We start from the raw sequence: 24,537 nt of genomic DNA, 5'->3' as shown, positions 1-24,537 counted from the left end.
TTGCACCAACTCAAAACGTCCACTGCTGAACATTGAGCAAAATGCCAATAAGCACTGTGGCAACAAGCATAAGTGCCAAAGCATATTCACCAATTTGCAGGAGGAGTTGGGTATCTAAGAAAGAGAAAAGACACATCGTCCTGATGCAAGTGACTCGAATCGCGGGTACGCGATTAAAGCTCATCCTTGTTAAAAACCTAAGATAGCGACATAGCGTACACTTGTCTATAACTTTAGCATTACAAATCAAGTAATTAAGCAAGCGCTGATTTAACAATGTCGATATGAATACATGTGACTAAACCTTTCGCCATCAAATAGCACTATCTATTTATCTTGCAGTGGCATGAAGTCTAGCCGTGTCAGGCGGTCTTATTTTGGCAAACGAGACAATTTTGACATGGGAAAATGGGTTCAGTGAACACATTGGCTAAAGAGCACTGAACAAAGGGCTCTGAGCAAAATTCAGCCATAACGTAACTGAGTTGAATCACAGTGCGAACATCACTGTAGAAGCCTGATAACACGGGTTTTACACTCTGATTTAGCTTGGTCAAAACTGCAACGATTAACCGCCTAAATTTGCATTTTCGGCCCTACATGCTAACGTGGCTAATGTAAATTTACATTCAGTGTTTATCAAAGCTATGTCGCAACAATCAATAAAAAGTCGATCGACAACAAGCTTATATCGGGCGATACCATGCAGCGCGGCTGATATTACACGGAAGCACAACTGAGGTTGAGATATGGAACCATCTAATACGTCACGCCGGACCTTTATCAAGCAATGTGTGATTGGCGGGGTTGCCGTATATTCGGCCCCTTTGTTGTGGGAAATGAGTCGCGCGAATGCGGCGATTGTCTCACCTGAACTGGCAGCCCGATGGCAAACTCAGGTTAATGGTCAATCCAAACCTAAGTTTCGTAACGACGGCATAGCGAAAGTCACAGGCCAAAAGGTCTATGGCCGTGATTACCGCGCTATGGACATGGAGGGCTGGCCCAAGCAGCAAGGTTACGCTTTTATTCTACGCGCTGCCGATGCCTCCCATGTTTATCAAGGCTTTTCCCTCGACCACCTGCCAGCGTCGGCTAAGCCCTATAAAGTGATCACTGCGGCCGATCTGGCCCGTGATAAAATCAAGCTGCCCGATTTTTACGGTGACAATATGTTACTGGCCGAGGGGCAAACCGCTGACTACTTAGGTCATGCGGTGGCGATATTGTTGTTCGACAGTTTCCCCGCCTTTAAGCAAGCGAAGTCCTTGTTGCAATTTGACCAGACCTTACTGCGCTTTGGTGAGCAAACGCCGTTTGTGTCGGACTCGAAAGACCCTTACGCCAGCTGGCGCCTTATTCGAGTTGAAGGTGAAAATGGCGCACGGGAAGATTTATATAGCCCGCTCCACGATGGGCTATTTTTCCCTAGCGTAAAAGATCGCAAGCCAGAATGGTTAGGTAATCCGAATGCCAAAGGGACAGTGTCTGAGCGCGGGCTTTATTATGCGGGCGAGATAGATAAGCAGATTGCTAGCGCCCAAGCCAATCAACAATGGCAAGTGTTAGAGCGGGAATATCGCACCCAGATTATCGATCCTATGATGATGGAACCCGAAGCCTTTAACGGCTGGTATGATGCAACTAGCCAAACCTTTCATACTGTGATTACCTCGCAGTCGCCGCAGGACTTTCAAGAGATGGCAGTGCACATGCTGTTATCTAGCCCACTGGCAGGCAAGGTAAAACATCTGGTGGTGCACTCGCCTTATATCGGCGGTGGATTTGGCGCGAAAGACCATTCGATATTTCCTTATTACGGCGTGATCGCGGCCGTTTATGCCAAGGGACCAATCCGACTCGCCAATGACAGATTCGAACAATTCCAGTCTGGCCTTAAGCGTCATCCGTTCATCATGAAAAGCCGCTTAGCGGTGGATAAATCGACCTTAAAAATCCAAGCCTTAACTTCGCAGATGACAGTCGATGGCGGCGGACGAGTCAACTTTACTCCGTCTGTGACCTCGGTTGGTGCGACAGCGATGCAAAGCATTTATTACACGCCGCGCAACGATATTATCGCCACCGCCTATGCGTCGCGTAACCCAGATGCGGGGTCGATGCGCGGTTATGGCACGCTGCAATCGATGACGGCGATGGAATGCATGATCCACGAGATCGCCGATGAGCTAAAGGTTGATCCCTTTAAACTGCGCGCCGCCAACGTGATGGAGTCTGGCCAGCGTAATACTCAAGGTGCGATTCCTAACGGCACTTTACGTTACCGCGAAATGCTCGACATGGCCGAGCAAGCTCCCGTGTGGCAAAACCGCGCGGTGAATAAAAAGGACTATGAGGCCAAACATCCGGGGATGCGTTACGGCGTAGGTTTTGGTATCGCCACTAAAGATTATGGTACGGGCGCCGCCGCGCCAAGTGCGGCGGTTCGCCTAGCGAAAGACGGCAAAATCACCCTAGAAATCGGCTTTATCGAAATGGGCACAGGCACGCAAACCTCCCAAGCCGTTGTGGTCAGCGATGCCCTTGGCAACTTTGCCGATGAGGTAAAACTCGCCGAAGTGGATATTTGGGATGCGATGCAATTAGTGCAAACCGATAATCCTTATATTATTTCGCAGCAACGCCAAGATGAAATGGCGGCCAATCCACGCTGGACGCCCGTTAAAGCCATGGCATCGTCGGCGTCTATGTCGGCCTATTACCAAAGCCATGTCAGCCGCATCGCAGCCGATATTATCTATCGCCACGGTCTGTGGCCTGCGGCGGTATCAATTTGGAACGAGTTGTATTTTAACACCCCAATGGGCTCAACTAATTTGCATAACTCACGGGATGGTCGCTGGGTCGATGGCAAGTTAACCGCCTTGGGCTTTCCGCCATTGTCGCTGGATATTCTCGCTAAACGCGCCCACGACATGGGCTTAGTGGTCGGCGTGATGGGCCATGCCTTTAATCGCTGGGCTTGGGCTGAAGCCGATTTCGACATTCTTGGCACTAAAGAGCGTTTAGCACTCGATGCGCTGGCGCTGCAATACGGCGAAGGCAACGCGACATTTGCGGCCACCTCCGACACGACTAAGAGTATCAAAGCGCGTCAAGCCAGCATGAAGTCTAATGGCTATCACTTGATCGATCGTCAAGCCATGAGTTATCCCAGAGCCGAACTGAACAATGCCATGGTGACTTACTACGCCCCCTGCGCCACTTTGGTTGAAGTGGCCGTAAACGAGGGCAATGGCGAAGTCACGCTGCTGAGTTCTCACACTTGGTTAGAAGCGGGCAAAGTGATTGTTAAAGAATTAGTCGAAGGGCAAATTCAAGGTGGCCTTGCGATGGGAATTGGCCATGCACTGCATGAAGGCTTACCGCCATTTGAAGCCGGCGCTGGCAATGGTACGTGGAACCTCAATCGCTATCAGGTGCCGTTAGCGCGGCATGTGGGCGTGTGGGATCAACGTCATACCATATTGCCGCAGTTATCTGATAACGATCCCAGCCGTGGTATCGCCGAAGTGGTGATGATACCTGTGGTCGCGGCGCTGATTGAAGCCGTGTATCAAGCAACCCATGTCCGCTTTTACGATTTACCTATGACAGCGAAAAAAATTAAGGAGGCCATGGCATGAGCCAGTCTATTAAACTGACCATTAATAACCAAGCCGTAGGCCCGATTGAAGTCGCCGATGGTGTGATGATGATTGAGTTTCTACATGAGTACTTGAACCTCACAGGCACTAAGTTTGGTTGCGGCGCAGGCGTATGCCACGCCTGTACAGTGATCGTCGACGACGAGCAAGGCATGAGCGAAGTGGTGCGTACCTGCATCAATGGTGTAGAGCGTTTTAATGGTAAACGCGTCCGCACTGTCGAAGGTCATGCTAGACAAAACTCCCTTGGCGAAATCACCGCCCTAAGCCCAGTGCAAGAAGCTTTTTTAAAGCACTTCTCGTTTCAATGTGGCTGGTGTACCTCGGGCTTTGTCAACGAATCGACCGCGCTGCTTGAGCGATTAGAGCGACAACCTATCGCTAAAGATCAAGTTGAAAAAGTCGTTGAAGATGCCTTGAGTGAACACGTATGCCGCTGTACTGGCTACGTAAAATACTATGCGGCGGTCAAAGATCTGATCCTCAAAACTAAGGGGCTAACCCTGTGATGACATCAGCCAATCTGCGCTATTTCTCGCGCTATTTCCCGCACATTAGTAGGATAAAAAATCTGTTGAGCCACAATCTACTCCTGAGTTTAGGGCTAGGTTTACTCGCCTGTTCCAGCAGCGTTGCCGATGAAGGCGGCAATACGAATAACGACATCGCACGCGGCGCGTATCTGATGAAGATAGGCGACTGTGTGGCCTGCCATACTGCAGTCGGCGGTCGCGAACTCGCGGGCGGTTTGCCGTTCGAAACGCCCTTTGGCGCTGTGTACTCAACCAATATCACCTCAGATAAAGAAACCGGTATTGGCAAATACAGTTACGAAGAGTTTTTTGATGCCATGCACCACGGTGTTGGCGTCAACGGCAACCTCTATCCTGCTATGCCTTACACTTCCTACAGTTTGCTCACGGACGCAGACACTCAGGCGATTTATGCCTATCTGATGAGTACTAAACCTATCAAGCAAGCTAATCGCGACAATGATGTTTACTTTCCGTTTAACCTGCGTTTTGGCCTAAAAGCTTGGAACTTAGTCGCCCACGATGCTAAGGAATTTACCCCTAGCAAGGAAAAAAGCGAACATTGGAACCGCGGCAATTACTTAGTTAATGCCCTAGGGCACTGCGGTGAATGCCACACCCCAAGAGACACGCTGTTTGCCATGGAGCAGGACAAGCACTTTGAGGGCGCGATTATCGAAGGGCTAGAGGCATCGGACATTCGCCCCGCCGAGCTTAACAGGCAAAACTGGACCCATGAGGATCTTAAGTCGCTATTTACCGAAGGCTACTCCCGTAAAGGCACTGTCTTTGGCGGCATGTATCCCGTGGTGTATCACAGCTTTAGCCACTTAACCGATGATGATATGCGCGCGGTTAGCAGTTATCTGCTCGATACCGACGATGATCTTAAACCGGATTCGCTCACCTTTAACGGCCATAAACCAGAACTGCCAGGTTATACGCTCTACAAAGGTTACTGCGCCGGTTGTCATGGTCAAAATGGTGAAGGTCGTCCTAATGTCGCCCCTGCGATGGCAGGAAACGCCACCTTAGATAAAGCGAGTCCACACAATATCGTCGCCGTGATACTAAAAGGTATTCAGAGCCAGCATTACAACGCCACCACCAGCTTTTACGCTATGCCGGGATATGCTGATGAGTTAAGCGACGAGCAGATTAAAGACTTAGCCAATTATCTAAGACTCACCTGGAGCACACAAGCTGGTAATCTCGATGTGAAGACCATCCAAAGCTTAAAAGAAGTGATCCTCGAGCACGACTAACCCACATAGATATGTGGGAGATTTAAGATAAAAACCGCATAGTTATGTGAGAGATTTAAGATAAAAGCCGACTCTAGCGTCGGCTTTTGCTTGAATGATATAGAGCGCGAGAATCGGTCACTCATCGACTTAATCAAAATAAGCGGAATTAGAGTAAGCGGAGCTTCACTCTCACTTAGCCACGCAGTCGAGTATCAAAGAAGGCTAAGCTGCGCGCCCAAGCGAGTTCGGCGGTGGCTTTATCGTATCGGCCAGTGGAGTCGTTATGGAAACCGTGATTCACATTCGGGTAAAGATAAGCGACATAATCGGCTTTGTTGGCTTTTAGCTGGGTTTCATACTCGGCCCAAGTGTCGTTTACCCGCTGATCGAGCCCAGCAAACTGCAACATTAGCGGTCCCTTTACTCGGCTACGCAGTTCCGCAGCGGCTGGCGTGCCATAGAAAGGTACACCAGCATTAAGCTCATCGGGAATCGTCGCGGCCAGCATATTGACTATATAGCCGCCAAAACAAAAACCTACGGCACCGAGTTTGCCATTGCTCTGGGGATGAGATTTTAAAAACTGCGCGGCGGCAATAAAGTCTTGCTCGATTTTGGCTCTGTCTAAACTGCTTTGCATGGCGCGGCCCGCATCATCATTACCCGGATAACCACCTAGGGAATAAAGTGCATCGGGGGCGAAGGCGATATAACCCTGCGCCGCTAATCGGCGAGCCACATCTTCGATATAGGGATTAAGGCCACGATTTTCGTGCACCACTAATACCACAGCGGCTTTTTTACTGAGATCTAAGGTTTTCGGCTCACCTGCGGCACTGCCCGCGAGCAATAACTCATCGGGCATGACTAAGTAGCCGCGCCCTTCACCGTAACCATTTGGCGAGGGAAACTTAACATAACTAGCTTGAATACTGGGATCGTTAAAGGAGACTTGCTCGGCGAGGGCATAGTTCGGCAAGAGTGCGCCCGTGAGCATCGTCATGGTGAAACCAAGCGCCACCAGTCCTGCGAGCCGCCCCATAAACTCACGGCGATCGATAATGCCATGGGCATATTCGTCATACCAGTCAAAGGCTTCCTGCGGTATCGGTTGTACTTTCTGGGCATGTATCTGACTTGTTTCTGCTAAGGCTTGCTTGTCTTGTTGTGTCATCGTTATTCCTCCATTGAACAAGCTAACCACAGGTAACACGTCTTCCCTAGCTTGTGGGTGTTAAGATTTAACTCAAGAGTAAAGGAAGACTCGCACTTAGGGCAACTGACTTTAACGTGTGCCGTTTGGTAAGTTTGTTTTGAAATAGCACACGATCGGCACAAACGGCTGTCGGTTAGGGCAAGGCTAGCTTAAAATAGCGATTTAGATTCTAGAGGGCCTAGCGTGATACAACATAGAGCTAGCCAGATGGTGATATTCCACACTCTGGTGACCAGTGGTAGTTTTACCCAAGCGGCGGCCAAGTTAAAAACCTCGACTTCCTATGTCAGCAAGCAGCTTGGCGCGTTGGAAGCTGAGCTGAACTTACTGTTAGTGCAGCGCACCACGCGCACCTTAGTGTTAACTGACGCTGGCCAACAGTTTGCCCATTACTGTGAGCAAGTGTTTGAAGCAACGCAAAATGCCGATGCCATGATGCTGGATGCCCGCGACGACATTAGCGGCACGATTCGCCTCGGTTCCTCCCAGTCCTTCGGCACCTTACACATCATCCCCGCACTGGAAGTGTTGCAGCAAAAATACCCCGAATTGCGATTTGAGCTAAGCCTGTTCGACCATAAAGCCGACATGCTAGAAGAAGGCCTGGATCTGTGGATCACTAACCATGAACAGCTGAACGAAGGTTATATCGCCCAGCACCTTGCCGAGACTAACTTTGTGGTGGTCGCCTCTCCCGATTATTTACTCAAGCATGGCGTGCCACACCATCCACAGGCGTTAGCGCAACATAATTGCGTTATCTATCAAAGCAAGAGCCGTAATTATGATCGCTGGAGTTTTGCTAAGGATGACCTAGAACAAACCGTGCATGTGGCGGGGAATTACCGTGTCGATTTAGCCGAAGCCGTGCGCAATGCGGTGATTGCCGGGCGCGGCATAGGCTATGTGGCCACGTATTTACTCAGTGATGAGTTTCAAAGCGGAAAACTGATCCAGCTCTTACCCGATTGGAAACCACTGCAACAGATGCCCGTCTATGTGGTTTACCCAAGGCGGCGCCATTTACCGACTAAGTACAAAGTGATTATCGAATGTTTAAAGTCCCATATCGGCCACCCGCCCTACTGGGATAAAAAGCTCAAACCTTGGTTAGGTAAGACTGTCACTTAAACTGCAGTCACTTAAGCTGCATTTCAAACCAGCACTGGCTACTGCACCAGCCTAAAGTCGTCTGTGGCGTGATTTCTATTATTGCCGCAGACACAAATATTATTTCCTCTGGGCAACAGTAGCCAAAATCGTTTTTATTATCCAGCATAAACAGCAACTTAAATAGTTGCTATTTTCGACACTTTTATCGTAACAGCCCAGTAACGCCCTCGACTTGCCCTTACGCTGACTCGGCCTACAATGCGCGACTTCTTCTATCACTCAAAAGAATAAACCCATTATGACCGCGATATTAGGCATGATTAGCATCTTGTTTTTTGCTTGGTTACTGTCAGTGAACCGCAAGAACATTCCCTACCGCACTGTGATTTTAGCCCTAGGCCTACAAATTATATTTGCCCTGTTAGTGCTCTACGTCCCTGCGGGTAAGGCCGTATTGCAGTCTGTTACGGCGGGCGTGTCGAGCGTGATAGCCTACGGCAACGAAGGGATTGGTTTCCTGTTTGGCGATCTCGCCACGGGTAAAGTCGGCTTCGTATTTGCGATCAATGTGTTAGGTATCATCATCTTCTTCTCGGCGCTGATTTCAGCCCTGTACCATATTGGGTTCATGCCTAAGGTGATCAACATTATTGGTGGTGGTCTGCAGCGTTTATTGGGCACGGGCCGCGCCGAGTCTTTATCTGCTACGGCGAATATCTTCGTCGGCATGATTGAAGCGCCGCTGGTGATCAAACCTTATTTAAAGCACATGAGCGATTCGCAATTCTTCGCGGTCATGAGCTGTGGTTTAGCCTCAGTCGCGGGCGGTACCTTAGTGGGATATGCCGCTTTAGGTGTCGATCTTAACTATCTGATTGCCGCCGCCTTTATGTCGGCACCTGCGGGTCTGTTGATGGCTAAAATCCTCATGCCGCCTAGCGACAATGACAAAAATAGTGCCGATGAAATCACCTCTGTCGAATTGCCACGCGCCACCAATGTGGTTGAAGCCTTAGCCGATGGTGCTATGTCTGGCATGCGGATTTCTGTCGGGATTGGCGCCACTCTACTGGCCTTTGTCAGTGTTATCGCCCTACTGAATGGCATGTTAGGCGCTGTGGGGGAATGGTTCGGTTACCAGTTAAGCTTCGAATTTTTACTCGGTTATCTGTTCGCCCCTATGGCGTGGCTGCTGGGTATTCCTTGGCATGAGGCCATTACTGCAGGCTCACTCATTGGCCAAAAAATCGTGGTGAATGAATTTGTGGCCTTTATTCAGTTAATGAAAGTCGAAGACCAACTGAGCGCCCATTCTCAGGCCGTTGTGACTTTCGCCCTGTGTGGTTTTGCGAACATTTCAACCATGGCAATTTTGATCGGTGGACTGGGTAGCATGGTGCCAGAGCGCCGCGAATTTATCGCCCGTAATGGTTTTCGCGCCATTGCCGCTGGCGTATTCGCTAACCTCATGAGTGCGGCAATTGCCAGCGTGATCCTCTCGCTGTAATCCATCAGCTTGGGCTTTTTTAGGCACTCATCTCACCATTGAGTTAGCCACTCTCGCGCAGCAAAACCGCGATCAACACAAACCCAAATCAAGCAAGCTTGGTTTGGGTTTTCTTTTATGCCTCAGATATTTTTTGTGTATAATGTCGCCAGAAAAAGATTAATGAGTTTACATTTCAATAACATGCGTAGCCAAAGGAGTACGAATGGCCATAGTGAAATACAAGGCAGTTAACGCCGCAATCGGTATAACAGCACTAGGCATAGCCTTAGTGCTCGCCGCCTGCGATAACTCAACGTCACCCTCCAATTCAGTTAATACCAACATACCCACAGAGCGTGAATATCAGATTATCTCCACCATAAACCTCAATGATGGCTTTGAAACCCGCAAAGTGCTGCAAGCACGACTGCTGCTGGATTACCAATTACAGAATGCAGAGGGTAAGGCGACCAGCTTAACGACGCCGTTAACCCATAGCGCCCGCTTTTTTCTCCAACCTAACCTATTGCAAATAAGCGACTATGGCTTGCCTATTCCGGTGAGTAATATCGACCCTAAAAGCAAGTCCAATGAAATCGTCCAATTGGTTAAAGACGGCTTTAATGTCGAGTTCAGCAAGGGTGAAGTCCGTCAACTGACGCCCATCGCGAAGGCGGATCAAAAAGAGGTTATCGAGCTATTTGAGCACTGGACTAATCTTAAATCACTGTTTGAACAGGCTCCAACCTTGCCCGTGGCGCTAGAGCCTCGCGTGGGTTATAGCATTAGCGCCCCCATGGACGCACGCCTAACTTGGACGGTTGAGGGAGTGACCGAAGATAAGTTATTTGCGGTAGTACAAGGTGAGAAAGACAACTTTAAGGCCTATGGCAAGTTCGAGCTTAACCGCAAAACCGGTTGGTTAGAGAGCATGGCGTTTTTTCAACAGGAAGTGCAGCAAGGCAGTACTCTCACCCGCCGCATCGCCATGGCGCCCAAGGATAGCCCTTATATTATGAGCATGCTTTGGCATGCCGACGCTCGCTACGATGCGGAGCGTGATATAGATGATCTGCAAAAAGAGCTCTACCCGATTAGCGATGTTCCGCGGGAATATAAAGCCCATGATAAGGACTTTATAAAATCCTTATTAGCTGATCAGCAAGGTATTCTTGATAATATTGGCCCATGGGGCGCTGACACGCCAGAAGTGCTGCAATTGCGCTTTGTGCATAATATGAGCCCGCGATATGTGGTTGCTAATGTGAATTATGAAGACTTAGCCGCCTTTGATGCCAGCGGAAATCCGATAGATATTCACTTCTGGCAGCACAGCAAAGGTGTGGCGATGAATTTCAACCGCTCGATTGAGTCTTCGGTGGATCTTATCGCCACAGGCTGGGACAACACCGCCAATAAACTCAAACAGATAGACCATATCAGCGCCAAGCTGACCCTTATCCCCGAAAGCAATAAGATAGTCGAAAAATCGTGGGATGAACTGGTCACCACTCCCTATACCTTTGGCGATGCGAGCCTCACGATTCAGGTGCTCGACGCCGAGGCAAAGCTATTTAAAGTCGTGACAAAGCAGAGTAAGACTAAAAACATTAACCTTCCTTTTCAGCAATTTAAAGGAAAGATGGCCGAAGCCCGTCGCGATGGTGATTATCCCAAATGGTTAACGGTGACGGATAAAGAACTGCTGGGGGAATTAATCGGTGTCGATGATCCTCATCACCTTAGCACCCGCGCCCTGCTACTTAAGCTAGATGAAATCCCTAAAACCGTTGTAATACTGGAGAGCCAGCCACAGCCGGAGTTAAGCCAAACCAAGAACATCCGCTTTGTGACCTTTACCGACTACAACCAAAATCTGGCCAATCCCCTAAGCGAGTTTGGCGATTCGAGCCTCAATAACTTCCTCTATCAAGATCTTGAGCCATCAAACGCCGAAATCAGTGCGATCCAAGGGATAAAACCTGAGACTGAAAATGGCCATAATCTGTATATTCCTATGTCAGCCGCATTAGCGAGTGCCTGTAAACCTGAAATAGAACAAGGTTTTAAAGAGGGAAAACACGAAGTCACTTGGCTGTTTGAGCACAATGCCCCAAACGGACCAGCCTATACCCTGATGACACCCGACCGCGAGCGGCAGTTTTTCTACGATAAACACATCCAAGGAAAAATCCATTGCCAAGGTGATATCAGTTGGCAACCCTTAGAGCAGGCAGCTAACCCACGTCCTTGGTTAATCGATTTACAAGCTTGGCTAACAAAAACCGGTTATGGCAATGAGCCGAGTAAAGATCTTAAGAACTACTTTAAAGTCGAGGATGCCCAAGGCAAATCCCTAACGATTCGACTGCCCGAAACCACCGAACTGCGGATTAAAGAGGCGCTGGTCGATGGCCGCTATTTGAGTGTGGAGGGCCCTGCAGCGAAGGTGAGTTATATGACTCTCTCTCAAAACCCCGTAGACATCCCCTATGAATTCACCTTTAAGCCTTTGCCATAAGGAGCAGTTATGCGTCTATTTATATTAAAACTGCTCCTTGGAGCATTCGTACTTATCAGTGCTAATGCCAGTGCAGACAGTGTGCTACTCGATGAACATTGGAATGTCGTCAAAGATAAAAAACTGGCTCGTTACTATTTAAAGCAATCGACTGAAGTGATTGACGGACATTATAAAGCTGAGATTTATTACAAAGACAAAGATATGCTTTTCTGCGCCAGTGCCCTCGCCGATAACAATATCGGTAAAACACTCGCGAGCGAACAATTTCGCGGTGCTTATCAATGCTACTTTGAGGATGGCAAGCCCTACGAACAAGGCTTTCGCAACGAGCAAGGTCAACTTCATGGCCTGCTCAAAAAATATATCGCCACGGGTCAATTGTATGTTGAATCGCACTATGAAAATGGCGTTAAACAAGGCCTTGAAACGGGTTACTGGGAAGGTGGGAAGATCCGGTACAAAACAACCTATAAAGATGGCAAAGAGGTCGGTATAAGCGAGCTTTTTGATAGCGAGGGCAAGCTTAGGGGCAAGGTCTGTAATAGTGGTACTTGTGTTACCCAGTACTATGACAATGGCAACTTACACGTCGAAATCCCTATGGTGGATGGGCTTACACATGGCAACGAGACCAATTGGGGCTTTGGTAAAATCATTTCGACCCAAGCTTATGTCAAAGGTAAGAAACACGGGGATTACTTCGAATATTTCGACGATGGCAAGATTAAGCGCCACTACCGCTATCACAATGACTATAAAGTCGGTGAACAGCTAGATTACTATGAAAATGGCCAGATAGCCCAAAAGGAAATCATAGAGGCGCCATGGAATGTGACCTTATCGGTTAAATACAATGAAAAGGGCGAAATGCTCAGTTCAACCGAAGAAAAACACCAAGACAACAACTGGGTTTACCGTAAGCATCAACGCTTTAGTGAAGGTCAACTTACCTCTAACACGGAGGAGGACAAACTTAAAAAATGGGTCCTCAACGAAACATTTGAGCAAGGTGAGTTAATCAGCCGCAGCGAGCATATCGATAACCAATTGACAGGTTTATATCTGCAAACCCTAAACCGAAGTCAAACTGTAAAAGTGATTACCCGGGAATATTTTAAAGAGGGCAAGCGCGAAGGCCCCTACGAAATGCTGAAAATTAACCATGAGACAGGGGAGCAGTGGGTGGCCGAGCGCGGCCAATATGCCAATGACAAGCCCGTTGGCGCTTGGAAGAAACAACAAGAAGATGCCACCCTCACCTTTAGCTATGATGCCCAAGGCGAGCTCGATGGTGAGTTCCGTAATGAGACAAGTTCTGGGCAATTGCTTGAATTAATCAACTTTAACCATGGCAAACCCGAAGGATTAGTACAACGCTACGCCACTGACGGCCAATTGTATGAAAAGGGCGAATACCGCAATGGGCAACAGGATGGCGACTGGGTGTACACCCATGGTGAGTTCGGTTTCAACCCAATGCCAAATCCTGAGAGACACTATTGGTACGGACGCTTCGACCAAGGTAAACAAGTCGGCCACTGGGAACTGCGTAATACCGAAGACTATGTGCTTGAAATAGCGAATTATGACGAGCAGGGCAGGCTTCATGGTAAACAATACGAATTTAGGGATAATGGCTGGATAGAAGTGATCAATAACTTCCATCATGGCGAGTTTTTAAATCGGGAAATACCGCCGCCGGTGATTACCTCGGACCATGTTTTCCCTATTTTTTAGCCTAAGCATATTCGCTTAATCGATTAACTTAACCCTTGGCGCTGTGCACTGTATATAAGTGCACAGCCCGATAAATAAACTCAACAGCAAAAAATTAGGATTCTTGTATAGGCTGCAAACCGCGCGGCCTTAAGACCCAGAACAGAGCAAGGAATCAGCATGTTCAATACGCCATTTCGCTTTATCAGCCTCGCGATTGCGGGAGCCAGCTTAACCAGTGTCCATGTACAAGCAGCGCAAAATCTCTCCTCCATGATGGTCGAAATCCGCCAACAGGACGGAATTCCCAGCTATTACAATCTCGCCACTGGCATGCCCTTAAATGGCGATATCGCCATAGTGCGCGATAACCAAGGCTATACCTTAGGGCAGTTTTCCGAGGGGATCCCTAATGGTAAATGGCAAGTATTTCATACCAATAACAGCAAGCTAGTCGAAGGAAACTATCAGCAGGGTTATCAAGATGGCACTTGGCATATGTTCGATTTGAGCGGCGCTGTTACTGAGGAACAGCAATTTGCCAAAGGCGTGCCCACGGGCGAATGGAAGGAATACAACAGCAGCGGCCATCTCAGCCAAACGACTCGCTATCAAGACGGTAAAAAGGAGCAAGTAAAACGTTTCTTTGCCAGTGGCAAACTGCAAGCCCAAGAAAGTTACCTCGATAACCTGCGCCACGGGAAATGGGAAAGTTTCTATGAAAACGGTACCTTGTCCCAAAGCCAGAGCTATGCGAACAACCAACTCTCAGGTTCTTATTTAGAACAAAATCCCAATGGACAAGCCACAGTGACGGGCCGCTTCGATGCCGAAGGCCGTCGCCAAGGAACATGGGAAACCTTTTTCGATGACGGGACTAAATCGAGCAGCAGCCAGTTTAATCTCAATCTGCTCGAGGGTGAAGAACGGACATTTTACCCCAATGGTGAACTCGCCAGCAGCTGCCAATATAGCGCTGGGCAACGCCAAGGGAAATGCCAGCAATTTAATGATGCAGGTAAATTACAAGTTGAAGAACAGTATGTTAATGGTGCATTAGACGGGCCACAGCAATATTTTAATGCCGAGGGCATGCTCACCAGTGCTCTCAACTATAAACAGGATCAACTCGCCGGTACGCAAAAGTATTTCCACAACAACGGCCAACTTAAAGAATTACGTAACTACCAAGACTCAAAGCAGGCTGACAATGGCCAATACCCGCTTCATGGACCATCGGAGCGTTATGATGCCGAAGGTCATCTGCTCGAAAAAAGCCACTACGACATGGGAATTAAGGATGGCCAATTTGAGCGCTATCACGCTGGCAAGCTGCAATCCTCCGAGCAATGGCGACAAGGGCAGCATCACGGTGAATCACGCCGTTACCACAACAATGGCAAGCTGCGGACGCTAGATCAATACGTTGAAGGTAAACCAACAGGGAAATCAGAAACCTATTTTGACGACGGCACAGTGAGTGAGCGCGGCGAACGTATCGATGGCCAATGGGTCGGAAAATATGAGTCATTTTACGATAATGGTAAACCTCGGGAAGTATCTCACTACGCACGGGATAAAAAAGACAATGCCAGTCGTTACCCTCTTGATGGCCATTTCGCCCGCTGGTATGCCAATGGTGATCCCAATGAAGAAGGCACATATCAAAACGGCAATAAAGAAGGCCTATGGATACAGTACAGCGAAGGCCTGAAACAACGGGAGCAAACCTTCGCCAATGGCAAACTTAATGGTAACTATGCAGAGTATTACCACGGACGCCGCCGTGTGACAGGGGAGTATCTGGACGACCAAAAAACCGGTCTGTGGACGGATTATCGCTACGAAGAGAAAGACCCTACCTATGGCACAATTCCCGAAGGGAATATCCAGCAAAAAAGCCATTGGCAGGAAAACAAGCGCCATGGAATTCGAGAGTTTTACAGCTTTAAGCAAGTGGTTTACCGCTCAGAAACCTATGATAAAAATGACAAAACAGGCCCGTATGCCGAGTACTATCCCAACAATGGCCAGCTAAAACTCAGCGGGGCTATGGATAAAGGTAATCAAACTGGACTGTGGGAAAGCTGGTTTGAGGATGGAATGCAAGCGGCCAGTACTGAGTTTTTAGACGGTCAAAACCATGGGAAAACGAAAGAATACTACAGCAACGGCCAACTCAAATTAGAGGCAATTTATGCTAAAGGGTCGCTTGATGGTCAAGTTAAGCAATATCACCAGAACGGTAAGCCAGAACTCGTTGAAACCTGGGTGAAAGGCCAAAAAGAAGGCGATGCCAGCTATTACCACAACAATGGCAAGTTAGCCGAACAAGGCACTTATCTTAGGGATCGCAAGGAAGGTCTATGGCAAAGTTTTTGGCCTAATGGTGAAAAACGCACTGAAGGCAGTTATCTCAGCGATCGAGAATCAGGGGATTGGAATCATTATGATCAACTCGGTAAGCTGATTAAAACAGAACACCATGGCTAGCTTAAAAATGGGGTTTTAGATTAAAAAGCGATCTAGTTCAAACATTTATCCTTAACTCCAAATCTAAAGGAAGTTTCATGCAAAGTGTGCCATAACCAGTGTCTATACTAACGGCCTTTTTTTCGTTTAGGACAAATTGCCTATGAAGACATTTATGAAAGACGAGTTAGCCCTGCTACTGGGAATACTGACCTTAGTATTCTTTAAAACCGGTGGCGATAGCTTACTCGCCGATGGCACCGCCCTCTCGACCTATATTCCCGTTTCACTCGCCCTATTGGGTGTAGTGACTTGGGCTATTTTCTCTGTGGTACGCCACTCAGATGCACTAGCGATTAAGCTTGGCGATCCCTATGGCACCTTAATCTTAACTTTATCGGTCATTTCACTCGAAGTGGTGATGATCTCCTCCGTGATGCTGACCGGAGAACCTAACCCTGTCATGGCGCGCGACACTATGTTCGCCGTAGTCATGTTGATCATCAATGGCTTAGTGGGCTTTACATTATTACTTGGCGGCTGGCGTTACCATACCCAGCATTTCAATTTAGATGGCGTAAAATCCTATCTCGTGGCGATTATTCCCCTCGCCCTACTCTGTTTAGTACTGCCCAATTTTACCGAAGGTGGCACTATTGGCGGCATGTCTAAAGCCATGTCTTGGATGCTGATCATTATTTCGATACTGCTCTATGGCGTCTTTTTAGTGGTACAGACGAAGAGCCACAGCCATTTCTTTGTCGATGCCGATCATGAAGACCATGAGGAACACCACGGCATACTGCGCAGTAATGCTTACCATACGATTCTATTAATTGGCTACTTACTTGTGGTCATTTTGCTGGCAAAAACCTTAGCTATGCCCATCAATTACAGCGTAGCAACCCTAGGCGCTCCACAGGCATTAGGCGGTTTTATTGTGGCCTGCTTGATTTTATCCCCCGAAGCTGTGGGAGGCTTTAAGGCCGCGTTAAACAATCAATTACAGCGGGCGATGAATCTGTATTTTGGCTCAGTGCTCGCGACGATTGCACTCACAGTCCCCGCGGTATTAATTATTGGCAGCGTGATAGATCAAGAAGTCCATTTAGGCCTGTCACCCGCCGACATGGTGCTGTTAATCACCAGTTTAATGGTCTGTAAGGTAAGCTTTAGCAGCGGTCGCACCAATGCATTGCACGGCGCGACTCATATAGTCTTGTTTATCGTTTACTTGTTCTTAATGTTTGAACATGCCTAAACTTTATTAAATCCAAGGCCGAGCGTGATTTATTTGCGTCTCGGCTTTACGCTTTTCTCATCCAGATTGACCCGCAGTAAGAGTACAAACCAGACTAAAGCGCCAACAACAAACCAGATAAAAATCCACACTAACTTATGGCCATTACGAGCCTCAAATGGTTCAAATTTGGGCATAAAAATCGTTTGATGTTCAGCTTGATAAAGCGGACTTTTTTGTGCGGCGCTGAGCAACTCTGAACGAAGTGAGGATGGAGCTAATCGTTCAAGGTAAACAAAACTCTGGGGGTCCAACTCATTGAACTCATTTAGGGATTTAGCCAAAAACGCTTTGAATTGCGCTTCTTTCTCATCGGGTTCAAGTCGATTACTGATCTCCTGCTGATAAACTTTACCATACCAAGCGAGGGCCTTAGCATGCCAACTGTCTGCACGCTCTGCAAAAATCGGCATAGCGATATACAGCACCATATTTAAGTGACTACTATGTTTACCTGTAACCTCTAGGCTTCGCTGCAAACCAATTTGCGTCTTATCAATATAAGATTGCTGCAACTGATAATACTGAGTATTTTTATGGAGATACAATTCTTGTATCGATGCTAATTGCGTTAACCTCCCCGTGGCAGTCTTGAGATATTCCTGCGCAACGATGCAAGGAACAGCCATTAATTGCACCGCGATCAATAAATAGAAAAAGCGCGAATTATCTTTAACAAACTTGAGTCGTTTTAGCCTAGGTCGGATATAAATGATCGACAATAGCCAAGACAGTATCTGCGGCAGCCACAAATTAACGATATCTTCATCTAGGCTAAAAAACTCAAGGTTAACCAACAACAGCCAATGGACAAAACTGTAACCAGAAACAAATAACAGGCTGAGAAATAAGAAGGGAAAATAGATAAGTTGAATTTTTTTTAAAAATACATCCACACGAATGTCATCCTTGAGAACATAAAATAACGACTATGGTACGCTCAAATCCATCATAAATTTACCAAAATTGAGTAGCAACTCAAAGCGTTAAAACATAAAGGCCAGATTGATTGCTCATCTGGCCTGTTAAATTTGTACTTTTATAAAGCTGCAACCGAGAAACTAGGTCTCACTCAACTTAGCTAATTGCTGCTGGCTACGTTGTTTCTTGTATTGCTTAGCTTCAGCAGGAATAGGAGTGACTTTGCCAGTCTCTAGCCAGTTACGTAAACGGTTAGCATCCGCAATATGAGTATATTTGCCGTAAGCATCGAGCACGACAAATGCCACTTGGCGTTTTGCCATTTCAGTACGCATCACAAGGCAGTGCCCTGCTGCATTCGTAAAGCCTGTTTTGGTTAGATGAATATCCCAGTTATCTTTATAAACCAAACGATTGGTATTACGAAAATCTAAACTGTATCTTGGGTTGGCAAAGGTAACCGTCTTCTTCTCGGTCGAACTCAGCTGGCCTAGCATAGGGTACTTTTCACTGGCCTTGAGTAATACAATCAGATCACTGGCACTCGAAACGTTTTTATAGGATAAACCTGTAGGTTCAACATAGCGGGTATTTTTCATTCCCAGCGCTTTTGCTTTGGCATTCATCGCCTTAATAAAAGCTTTATGACCACCGGGATAATGATGTGCAAGACTAGCAGCTGCACGGTTTTCTGATGACATTAAGGTCAGCAATAACATTTCTTTACGGCTGATTTCACTGCCGATACGAACTCGAGAATAAACACCTTTCATTTCTTTGGTATCACGGATGTTTACCGCAAGCTTTTGCTCCATAGGTAACTTTGCATCCAGCACCACCATAGCTGTCATCAACTTAGTGACAGATGCAATTGACATTACTGCATTAGGATTATTGGAATAAAGCACTTCATTGGTTTTTAAGTCCACGACTATCGCACTACGTCCTGCAATTTCTTGCTTTAATGGTGCTTGCTTCGTTTTTGCTGTCGATTGAGTTTTGGTGCTTTTATATGCGACAGAGGCCGAATCGGCTGAATGCGCTGTCGTGGCAACGGTGAGACTGCTGCACGCAAGAATAAAACTACTGAGCAGAAAACGGATCTTCATATAGATTTCACTGAATAGATAAGGGATCGATTGTGCTATGGCACAGGTTTTGGCTAAGTATAGGAGTTCTACAGTGAAAGAAATAGAATGCAATTAGACTTTTATCAGTAAGATCAGCACTTTCTTCTCAATTTTTTTATGTAAAACCAGCTTAACCTGTCACCAATCCAGAGCAATAAAGCATCTAGCTCTAGACCTTTCAATTGTAGTAGAGACAAAATCTTAGAAAGAGATTTTTTTCAGTAGAATAATTTGAAATGAAAATAATGGGCGACTTTTTGCACTTTTAACAAAAGTCCCTGTACAACAGTGATTTCAAGCATCTAAATACGTCATTTTAGGCGAATGAAAGCGTTAACATACGCCCTAAAATGTCGCGTTATAGCATCTTATCCGCTAGCGTAAGACAAATTCGAGTAAGGCTTCAGTATCTTCGCTCTCTTGTATCAGTTGGTCTGTCAGCACAAAACCGTGTCTGAGCAGCACTCGCTGTGAAGCTAAATTATGTTTAGCCACATGGGCAAAGAGGGGTCTTAAACTGACTAAAGGCAAAAATTGCGCTAAGGTCTGTGTCGCGATACCTTTGCCCCAATATTCACGGTCAATCCAATACCCTATCAGCGCTTGTCCATCACTTTGCCAATGCCCAATATTGCCCACAAACTTGCCATCGACCACTATCGCCCTTGGTAATACATTCACTTGTCCGAGAATATTTTGATGCCAATGTTTAAAAAACGCTTCTCGATCCCGAGGAGGAAATTGAGCAAGCTGGTTAGCAATGGGATCGCTTTGATGCACAAAAATAGCTTCAAGATCACTTTCAATAATCGGGCGTAAACTCACACTGTATTGCGTGTTTGGTTGTTTGTCTGACTTACTAGACATAGGTATCACCATTAATACTATGTATTTCAACTTGGTACAGCATGTCACATTTTATGAAGGTAAGCTCAAAAAAAAGCGCATAACCGAGAAGGAGTTAGCGCTCGAAGAGGCAAATTTGCCGAAATTGAGTTGTGTAAATTCAAGCCATAAAACTCACACGATAGCATTCAAAGCCTAGATAAAAATCAATGCAAAAACGGGTGCGCCTAATACCATAGCGATACCAATAAAAATCATAGTCAAACTGGCGATAACGCCCTCTTGCTTGCCGATTTCATTGGCTTTTGCGGCGCCAGCACCATGGGCAGATGCCCCTAGAGCAACACCTTTACCTAACGAAGTACGAATACGCATAAATTTAAATAAGGGATCGCACACCAAGATGCCAATGACGCCTGTAATTAACACCATCATGGCCGTCAACTCAGGCACGCCGCCAAAGGCACTAGTCGCCTCCATCGCAAAGGGAGTCGACACCGAACGTACCAGCAAACTCTTAGACAACTCCACCGGCAGAGGCACAAACTTCACCAGCAGCCAAGAAGACATCATCCCCAGAAACAATCCGGCCGTTACACCTAACCCTATCGTCAGCGGATACTGGCGGATCAAGTTACGCTCACGATAAATCGGCAAAGCAAAGGCGATAGTCGCTGGCGCTAACATAGCCATCAACCAATGGGTGTATTCAAAATAGGTTGGCAGCGGGATCTTAAGATTAAACACCAATAAGGTAATCACTATGGGCGCTAACACTATGGGCGCTAACCACCAGACTCTATGGTACTTATAGAGACGCTTGGCGCCGAAGTAACAGAATATGGTCAGCAATAAGCTGAATAAGGCTAATCCGGTCTGCGACAACACAAAATCCACCACTTTTGAGTCTGTCATCATTAAGCCGCCTTAGCGTGGCGACGGGCTTGCTTTTTGATGTTCAGTTGGCGCTCAAAACGAAACACTCTATCGACCACAAAGCCTGTACCAAACATCACACACACACTGCCCATCACTAAAGTGAACAATATATTGGTGCCGTATTGCTCAAACAAACCTTCGTACTTAATAACGGATATCACTGGCGGGATGAAAAACAGCAATAACTCACCAATCAACCAAGCGGCGCCCAGTTGTACGGCATTTTCAGGAATGAGTTTAAAACCTAATAAAAATAAGAGTATGCCTAAGCCAATCACACTCCCTGGAATAGGAGAATGTGCCCAAGTGGCGAACCAGTGACATGCGAAGGACAGTAAACAGAAGAGGCCGATTTGGCTTAATAACAAAGCCCAATGTCGACACTGACGTATTGCGGCTTGTGGGAATGACATGATTTTCTCGGTTAGAACAAAGTTTTCTATAGGGCTATTCTAGGCTTGCCTATTTGATAAAAAAAATGAATATTAAGAATGTAATGCATGAATTTTAAGAATACATTTAAAGGTGAACCTTAATGGACCTCAAAGTTATCCGCTATTTTATCGAAATCGTCGATGCTGGAGGCTTCGGTAAAGCCAGCGAAAAAGTCCATCTCACCCAACCTGCACTATCAAAGGCCGTACGCCAATTGGAAGAGGAGCTAGACCTCATCTTACTCGAACGCGGTAAACGCGGCACCCAAGTCAAACTCACGCCCGCGGGCGAAGTTGTTTATCGACATGGCAAAGAGTTACTCGCTGGCCGACAACGCATGCTCGCTGAACTCACGGCCCAACGCAGCTTAACCGCGGGCGAACTCAATCTCGGATTGGCTCCTCTAGGTAGTGCCGAAATTTTTGCCCCGATTATTGCCAAATATCGCCAGCAATATCCGCAGATAGAGATGCACTTACTCGTCCGTGGCGGTGTAGAGCAAACCGCGGCAATCCAAAAGGGCGAAATTGAACTGGCCACTGGGATTATTGATTTTGATGAGGGTTATGACGGCATACGCGTGTTTAACGATCCTATGGTAGTAGTGCTGCCTAAGGAAAATCCGTTATCCACCCGACAGATATTGTCATTTAGCGATCTTAGTGCCGACCCTCAGGTGATGTTCGAAACCGAATACACTCTCTACCAATTAGTGCTCAATGCCTGCCGACACGCCGGATTTGTCCCTAAAAACATCACCCGCGTTAGCCAAGCCGATTTCGGTATTGCCTTAGTCGCCGCGGGCACAGGGGTTATGGTATTACCGCGCTCCATCGCGCGGCGCTACAGCGTGTCAGGCGTCGTAAATATCCCGCTGGCGAGTGACGAGCTGCGCTGGGAGTTATCCCTCTTTTGGCGCAAAGACCAAGTTTTATCCTTCGCGGCTCAAGCCATGATCGCCTTAGTCGAGAAGCACTTAACCCATAAATAACCCTATTCTTACCAAGGAACCACTAAGCTTAAACGCACTAGCGTATCGCTATCCCATGGCAGAATAGGCAAATACTCAGCCGAGTTAACATCGACTTTGGCATAGTGGTCTAAATTGTATTGCGTGTGCTCAGCACTCAGCATTAACACGCTATTAGTCCGCCAAAAATCGGTTTGGTAACTCAGCTCAAAGCGATATTGATTCTCTAACCATTTATCCTCGTCTTGCCAGGTTTGTGCGGCCACTTGCATATGTAGCTTAGGCGTCACATTAGCCCCTACACTTCCCATAAAGGTATAAGCAAACGTACCATTGCCAAAATCGCCACGATCGTAACCTCGAGTTCTAGGCACATCGTCATCGATTTCGAGATAGTAATAACCCGCACCCGCATTGAACTGAGCCTGTAATGCTTGCCCATCAAAGTTAGCTGTCAGCCCAGGAAATACCTTCGCTTGTTTCTCAACCGAGCTAACGGTATTACGCTTTCCCTGTAAATCGAACTGCCAACCGAATGAAAACGCGGGATTAACACGATAAAGTTCACCGCTCGCGGCATAGGCAGACTTAAACCACACAGGGATGTGGTCAGGATCGAGTTTATCGACATCTACGTCTAAATAGGCATCCAGCGCCGCCGTCAGCAAAATATCGCTTTGGGTTTTATGTTCTAACAATAGACTCGCATTCACCCCTAAGGTGTGAGAATCCTCGACCACAAAATCATGGCTGCCTAAGCTGTAATGCCACTGAGTTTGCTCTTCGGCCTGCAGTGCACTCGATAAGCACAGGGCTAAGCACACTAATGCTGAGTTGAGATAGTTCACTTTTGACTCCTGAAACATCGTTTCTAGCTTGATAATCAAATCAGCCAGAGGATTAAACTGCATAAAATAGGAATAACACCAACTAAGGTTGCCGTTAAAGAGCGGCTAAACTAGCCAATTTAATCAAAGAATAATAGGCGATAGTTCAAATTATGACACTCTCATTGAGAAGCCGCTAATAAACACCACAGAAGTATAGATAGCCAAAAACCTAACAGTAACAATAGTTATAGACCAAAGCACAATAATTCAACCCAGAAAAAACAACTTACACACAAATTTGTACAGGAAAGCAGCGCCCTTCAATCTTGCGACTGAAAACCGCAAAATAGAAATGAATTTTTAATCAAATTAACAGCATAATTATTGACACTTAATGCTCATCTGCCTATAGTCGCCACACTGATAGTGAAATCGAACAAGAGAGTCTTAAATGAAAAAGTCCATGTTATTAGGCGGCCTGACCTTAACTGCCACCTTGTTGTTAGCTGGATGCGGAAAAAGCGATGACGTGTTAGTCGTTGGCACCAATGCCGCCTTCCCTCCTTTTGAATATGTTGGCGGCCAAAGTGGCGATGAAATCAAAGGCTTTGATATCGATCTTGCCAAGCAAATCGCTAAAGATGCGGGCAAGAAACTGAAAGTCGAAAACATGAAATTCGATTCACTGATCGTCGCACTCAACTCAGGCAAGATTGATTTTATCGCCTCAGGTATGACGATAACCGCTGAACGTCAGGCCAACGTAAACTTCTCTGAGCCTTACTACGAAGCGACTCAAGTCGTACTAGTCAACAAAGATAACGATAGTATTCATACGCTTGAAGATATTAAAGGCAAACACTTTGCGGTGCAGTTAGGCACAACCGCTGACATTATGTCGAAAAAATACACCCAAAATATCACCGCCTTTAATACGGGTTTCGAAGCCATTATGGAGCTTAAAAATTCAAAGGTAGATTTAGTGTTATTCGACAGCGAACCTGCCGCTAACTATCTGGCTAAAAATCCTGAATTAAAGATGATTAAACTGGATTTTCCTGCTGAGTTTTATGGTTTCGCCGTGTCGAAAGAGCAGCCTGAACTGTTGGCGAGCATCAATAAAACACTGGCTAACATGAAAGCTGACGGCCAATATCAGACGCTCGTTTCTGCCCATATAAAGTGATA

The 24,537-nt window shown here is 46.8% G+C and carries 18 protein-coding genes; 11 read left to right on the top strand and 7 right to left on the bottom strand.

The window, feature by feature from the left end:
• Positions 1-749: 749 nt before the first annotated feature.
• The 3 genes from HUB64_RS08415 to HUB64_RS08405 are packed head-to-tail and all read left to right on the top strand — an operon-like array spanning position 750 to position 5,466.
• Positions 750-3,647 (top strand): xanthine dehydrogenase family protein molybdopterin-binding subunit, encoded by a 2,898-nt coding sequence (locus HUB64_RS08415; protein WP_173496795.1) that lies wholly within the window; start codon positions 750-752, stop codon positions 3,645-3,647.
• Entirely contained in the window at positions 3,644-4,177 is a 534-nt protein-coding gene (locus tag HUB64_RS08410; RefSeq protein ID WP_173496794.1) for a (2Fe-2S)-binding protein, read from the top strand. Before HUB64_RS08415 ends, HUB64_RS08410 begins: the two co-directional genes overlap by 4 nt.
• On the top strand, positions 4,177-5,466 hold the full coding sequence (locus tag HUB64_RS08405) for a cytochrome c (protein WP_173496793.1): 1,290 nt from the start codon (positions 4,177-4,179) through the stop codon (positions 5,464-5,466). The genes HUB64_RS08410 and HUB64_RS08405 overlap by 1 nt, the downstream gene beginning before the upstream one ends.
• Positions 5,467-5,641: 175 nt before the next feature.
• On the opposite strand, the gene HUB64_RS08400 is transcribed toward HUB64_RS08405, so the two are convergent.
• Positions 5,642-6,622, bottom strand: coding sequence for a dienelactone hydrolase family protein (locus HUB64_RS08400; RefSeq protein WP_173243020.1), 981 nt, complete (start codon positions 6,620-6,622; stop codon positions 5,642-5,644).
• Between the two features lie 225 nt (positions 6,623-6,847).
• Here HUB64_RS08400 and HUB64_RS08395 point away from each other — a divergent pair, with 225 nt between their 5' ends.
• The 6 genes from HUB64_RS08395 (at position 6,848) to HUB64_RS08370 (ending at position 17,239) form a co-directional block, all read left to right on the top strand.
• The gene (locus HUB64_RS08395) at positions 6,848-7,795 is read left to right on the top strand and encodes a LysR family transcriptional regulator (protein ID WP_173496792.1); all 948 of its coding nucleotides are present in this window, start codon (positions 6,848-6,850) and stop codon (positions 7,793-7,795) included.
• Positions 7,796-8,075: 280 nt separating this feature from the next.
• Positions 8,076-9,284 (top strand): NupC/NupG family nucleoside CNT transporter, encoded by a 1,209-nt coding sequence (locus HUB64_RS08390; protein WP_173496791.1) that lies wholly within the window; start codon positions 8,076-8,078, stop codon positions 9,282-9,284.
• A 205-nt stretch (positions 9,285-9,489) separates the two neighbouring features.
• A complete protein-coding gene (locus HUB64_RS08385; protein WP_173496790.1) occupies positions 9,490-11,787 on the top strand; it encodes a hypothetical protein in 2,298 nt (765 codons plus the stop codon).
• A 9-nt stretch (positions 11,788-11,796) separates the two neighbouring features.
• Positions 11,797-13,527 carry a toxin-antitoxin system YwqK family antitoxin gene (locus HUB64_RS08380; RefSeq protein ID WP_173496789.1) on the top strand — a complete coding sequence of 577 codons (1,731 nt, stop codon included), beginning with the start codon at positions 11,797-11,799 and terminating at the stop codon, positions 13,525-13,527.
• Positions 13,528-13,686: 159 nt separating this feature from the next.
• Positions 13,687-15,999 (top strand): toxin-antitoxin system YwqK family antitoxin, encoded by a 2,313-nt coding sequence (locus HUB64_RS08375; RefSeq protein WP_173496788.1) that lies wholly within the window; start codon positions 13,687-13,689, stop codon positions 15,997-15,999.
• A 142-nt stretch (positions 16,000-16,141) separates the two neighbouring features.
• Positions 16,142-17,239, top strand: a complete 1,098-nt coding sequence (locus tag HUB64_RS08370) for a calcium:proton antiporter (protein ID WP_025008445.1) — start codon at positions 16,142-16,144, stop codon at positions 17,237-17,239.
• Between the two features lie 29 nt (positions 17,240-17,268).
• Here HUB64_RS08370 and HUB64_RS08365 read toward each other — a convergent pair whose 3' ends face one another.
• The 5 genes from HUB64_RS08365 to HUB64_RS08345 form a co-directional block, all read right to left on the bottom strand.
• Complete coding sequence (locus HUB64_RS08365) at positions 17,269-18,174, bottom strand: hypothetical protein (RefSeq protein ID WP_254451404.1); 906 nt, start codon at positions 18,172-18,174, stop codon at positions 17,269-17,271.
• Between the two features lie 165 nt (positions 18,175-18,339).
• A complete protein-coding gene (gene pbpG / locus HUB64_RS08360; RefSeq protein ID WP_105251600.1) occupies positions 18,340-19,308 on the bottom strand; it encodes a D-alanyl-D-alanine endopeptidase in 969 nt (322 codons plus the stop codon).
• A gap of 396 nt (positions 19,309-19,704) precedes the next feature.
• Positions 19,705-20,196 (bottom strand): GNAT family N-acetyltransferase, encoded by a 492-nt coding sequence (locus tag HUB64_RS08355; RefSeq protein ID WP_028761651.1) that lies wholly within the window; start codon positions 20,194-20,196, stop codon positions 19,705-19,707.
• A 174-nt stretch (positions 20,197-20,370) separates the two neighbouring features.
• Positions 20,371-21,090, bottom strand: coding sequence for an LrgB family protein (locus HUB64_RS08350; protein ID WP_028761650.1), 720 nt, complete (start codon positions 21,088-21,090; stop codon positions 20,371-20,373).
• A gap of 2 nt (positions 21,091-21,092) precedes the next feature.
• Positions 21,093-21,527 carry a CidA/LrgA family protein gene (locus HUB64_RS08345; protein ID WP_028761649.1) on the bottom strand — a complete coding sequence of 145 codons (435 nt, stop codon included), beginning with the start codon at positions 21,525-21,527 and terminating at the stop codon, positions 21,093-21,095.
• A 122-nt stretch (positions 21,528-21,649) separates the two neighbouring features.
• Here HUB64_RS08345 and HUB64_RS08340 point away from each other — a divergent pair, with 122 nt between their 5' ends.
• The gene (locus HUB64_RS08340; protein WP_113938996.1) at positions 21,650-22,540 is read left to right on the top strand and encodes a LysR family transcriptional regulator; all 891 of its coding nucleotides are present in this window, start codon (positions 21,650-21,652) and stop codon (positions 22,538-22,540) included.
• A gap of 8 nt (positions 22,541-22,548) precedes the next feature.
• Here the strand turns inward: HUB64_RS08340 and HUB64_RS08335 are convergent, their stop codons facing one another.
• Positions 22,549-23,430: a hypothetical protein gene (locus tag HUB64_RS08335; protein ID WP_173496787.1), complete on the bottom strand. Its 882-nt coding sequence runs from the start codon at positions 23,428-23,430 to the stop codon at positions 22,549-22,551.
• Positions 23,431-23,800: 370 nt separating this feature from the next.
• On the opposite strand from HUB64_RS08335, the gene HUB64_RS08330 reads away from it, so the two are divergent.
• On the top strand, positions 23,801-24,535 hold the full coding sequence (locus HUB64_RS08330; protein WP_173496786.1) for a basic amino acid ABC transporter substrate-binding protein: 735 nt from the start codon (positions 23,801-23,803) through the stop codon (positions 24,533-24,535).
• Positions 24,536-24,537: the final 2 nt, after the last annotated feature.

It is taken from the genome of Shewanella sp. ISTPL2 (genome assembly GCF_013283205.1).
GTDB classification, from domain to species: domain Bacteria; phylum Pseudomonadota; class Gammaproteobacteria; order Enterobacterales; family Shewanellaceae; genus Shewanella; species Shewanella oncorhynchi.
The sequence above is the reverse complement of the archived record's forward strand: the minus strand, read 5'-3'. Positions and strand labels throughout refer to the sequence as shown.